This is a genomic window from Xenorhabdus sp. SGI246 (assembly GCF_040838225.1).
Lineage (GTDB): Bacteria > Pseudomonadota > Gammaproteobacteria > Enterobacterales > Enterobacteriaceae > Xenorhabdus > Xenorhabdus indica.
The window spans coordinates 1-1048 of sequence record NZ_JBFPEZ010000121.1 but is presented as its reverse complement, the minus strand read 5'-3'; the positions used below and the strand labels follow the sequence as shown (position 1 = coordinate 1048).

1 protein-coding gene is annotated in these 1048 nt (G+C 59.1%); it reads right to left on the bottom strand.

Going from position 1 to position 1048, the window contains the following annotated elements; translation table 11 throughout:
- The coding region (locus ABLA85_RS18155; RefSeq protein ID WP_367965732.1) for an amino acid adenylation domain-containing protein at positions 1-1048 on the bottom strand (1048 nt) is incomplete at both ends.

Below are 1048 nucleotides of genomic sequence, written 5' to 3'. Positions count from 1 at the left end.
GGCTGACAGATGCCCGATCAGGCTGTCATCCGGCACCCCACCCTCCGTCACCAGATAGGCCACCAGCACACGCTCCCCCTCGTGTTCCCAATCGATCACCACCGCCTGTTTCACCTGGGGATGGGTCACCAGCGCACTTTCGATCTCCCCCAGTTCAATCCGGTAGCCACGGATTTTCACCTGAAAATCATTGCGTCCCAGATAGTCCAGATTGCCGTCCGGCCGCCAGCGCACCAAATCCCCGGTTTTATACAGCCGGGTATACCCCAATGCCGCGTCTTTCGCTGTCGCAAACGGGTTCGGCACAAAACTCTCTGCCGTCAGGGCCGGCTGGTTCCAGTAACCGCGTGCCAGACAAACGCCCCCAATGTACAGTTCACCCGGTGCCCCTATCGGGGAAACGTTACCGTATTTATCCAGTACATAGAACCGTACATTATCAATCGCCCGCCCAATCGGCACATTACCGTGACAGGCGGTATCCGTCTCATAACAGGCGACTTCAATCGCCGCTTCCGTCGGCCCATAGAGGTTGATAAGGGCAGAGCTGCCCGTCTGGACCCGGTTAAATGCCCTGACCTGCGACGCCGTCAGTGCCTCCCCGCTACAGAAGACATAACGCACCCCGGCCGGTAACTGCTGCCCCCTGGCCTCCAGGGTCTGGCAGAATGCCCCCAGCATGGACGGGATAAAATGCAACAGGGTCACGCCGCTTTGCCGGATCAGTTGCTGCAACACCGCCGGCTGTTTATGTGCCTCCGGCGGCGCAATCACAATACATGCCCCTGTCCAGTTCGCTGCCAGCAATTCCCACACTGACACGTCAAAGGTGTACGGGGTTTTTTGCAGTATTTTATCGGCTGGCCGGAAGGGATAACGCGACAACATCCAGCACAGGCGGTTCATCACACTGCGGTGAGTCAGCGCCACACCTTTCGGCTGCCCGGTGGTGCCTGAGGTATAAATGATGTAGGCCAAATCGGTGGCCCGGTTTACCGGCAGCGGATTACCGGCGGGATAACCGGCGGTCACCGCCGGATCATCCGCG